The organism is Rhodobacter sp. P1_C2, from assembly GCF_056406375.1.
The window spans coordinates 1-1,809 of sequence record NZ_JBFUAG010000035.1; the positions used below are offsets into that span (position 1 = coordinate 1).

At 61.9% G+C, this 1,809-nt stretch carries 2 protein-coding genes; both read right to left on the minus strand.

The window, feature by feature from the left end:
- Positions 1–29: 29 nt before the first annotated feature.
- On the minus strand, positions 30–1,598 hold the full coding sequence (gene tnpC / locus AC1DZT_RS25285; protein WP_478002999.1) for an IS66 family transposase: 1,569 nt from the start codon (positions 1,596–1,598) through the stop codon (positions 30–32).
- 54 nt (positions 1,599–1,652) lie between these two features.
- Positions 1,653–1,808, minus strand: coding sequence for an IS66 family insertion sequence element accessory protein TnpB (gene tnpB / locus AC1DZT_RS25290; RefSeq protein WP_478009412.1), 156 nt, complete (start codon positions 1,806–1,808; stop codon positions 1,653–1,655).
- Position 1,809: the final 1 nt, after the last annotated feature.

Below are 1,809 nucleotides of genomic sequence, written 5' to 3' on the forward strand. Positions count from 1 at the left end.
GTAAGCGGTGGCTGACACCCGTATGGGTTTCAGCTTGACTGCTTTTGGAATGCCCAGGGCATGAGGTCGTCGATGCGGGACGCCGGGTAGCGGTTGGCGATAGCTGTCAGGGTTGCACGCAGGTAGGCGTAAGGGTCGACAGCGTTCAGCTTGCAGGTTTCAATAAGCGAGGCCATGCGTGCCCAGGTGTGGCCGCCCTCATCATGGCCCGCGAACAGCGCGTTTTTGCGATTGAGGGTTATGGGTCGGATCGTGTTTTCGACCGGGTTGGTGTCCATCTCGACCCGTCCATCGGTCAGGAAGATTTGCAGACCATCCCAGTGCCGGTGGATGTATGCAAGCTTCTCGCCGAGGCGGGATTTGGCAGAGATTCTGCTGCGTTGCTTGGTCAGCCAGAGGCGGAAGTCGGCGACCAACAGGTCGGATTGCTTCTGGCGGACAGCGAGGCGCTCATAGGGACTACTCCCCCGGATCTTGGCCTCGATCTTGTATATTTCCGCGATGCGACGCAGGCCCTCGGCGGCGATTTCGGAGCCGTCCTTCTGGTAGATGTCGTGCAGTTTGCGCCGCGCGTGGGCCCAGCAATAGGCCAGCGTCAAAGGTTTGCCGCCGACACGCCTGGGTTCTGCCAGGGCATCATATCCGGTATACCCATCGACCTGCAGAATGCCCTCAAAGCCGGTCAAAATGTCCATCGCATGGCTGCCATGGCGCCCGGGCGCATAGGTGAACACGACCGCAGGTGGATCATCTCCGCCCCAGCCTCGATCATCCCGGGTCAATGCCCAAAGGTAGCCGGTCTTGGTTTTGCCTGCCCCGGGGTCAAGCACCGGGGCACGGGTCTCATCCATGAAGAGGCGGCCGGATCGTTTGAGATGAACCAGCATCCGGTCAACGACGGGAGCCAAATGATAGGCAGACGTGCCACACCAGCTCGCGAGGGTTGATCGGTCGAGATTGATGCCGCCGCGCCCGTAGATCTGGCTTTGGCGGTATAATGGCAAGTGATCGGCATATTTGGAGACTGCCACATGGGCGAGCGTGCCTTCAGTCGGCAGCCCACCTTCGATCAGCCAGTGAGGGGCGTCGGCTTGGCAAACCCCGGCATCACAGCGGCGGCAGGCATAACGTGGGCGAACCGTCACGATCACCTGGAAACGGGCCGGGATGATGTCCAGCCGTTCGGCACGGTCTTCGCCGATCTTCACCATATCGATGCAGCCGCAGGGGCAGACCTTGTGCGCAGGCTCGATCACCTGTTCGATGCGTGGCAGATGGTCTGGCAGATGCCCGAGGTTGCGTTTGGCCGCTGGTCGTCTTTGGGTGCCATCGGCGTTGCGGGCATGCAGCGCATCACTGGCGGCTTCGGCCTCGGCGACAGCCGTCTCCAGGTCTTCGAAAGCCAACTGACGGGCGTCGGGATCCAACTGCTCGGACCGCTTGCCATAGAGAGCATGGCGCAGTTCGGCGATCAGGTAATCCTGACGCTCGGTATGGGCCTCAAGCCCCGCGACCTTGGCCTGCATGGCCAGAAACGCCTCTCGCACGGCAGGCGGAAGAGCATCCAGATCAAGGGGTTGGGCGGCGGATGATGACATGCCCGTTCATACGGCATCACCCCACAAAAGCCCATGTTTCCAAGGTGATCCGAGTCATTCTGTCGCAGGCGGAATGGTAGGTCGCGGCGCATGGATCCGGCGCCAGTCGAGCCCGGCAAACAGCGCCTCGAACTGCACCCGCGACAGCCGCATGACCCCGTCGCCGACCTTGGGCCAGGCAAAGCCGCCCTGCTCCAGGCGCTTGTAGATC

Excerpts from the sequence above, each read along its gene's own strand:
- tnpC (WP_478002999.1), bottom strand. The coding sequence starts at position 1,598 with ATGTCATCATCCGCCGCCCAACCCCTTGATCTGGATGCTCTTCCGCCT.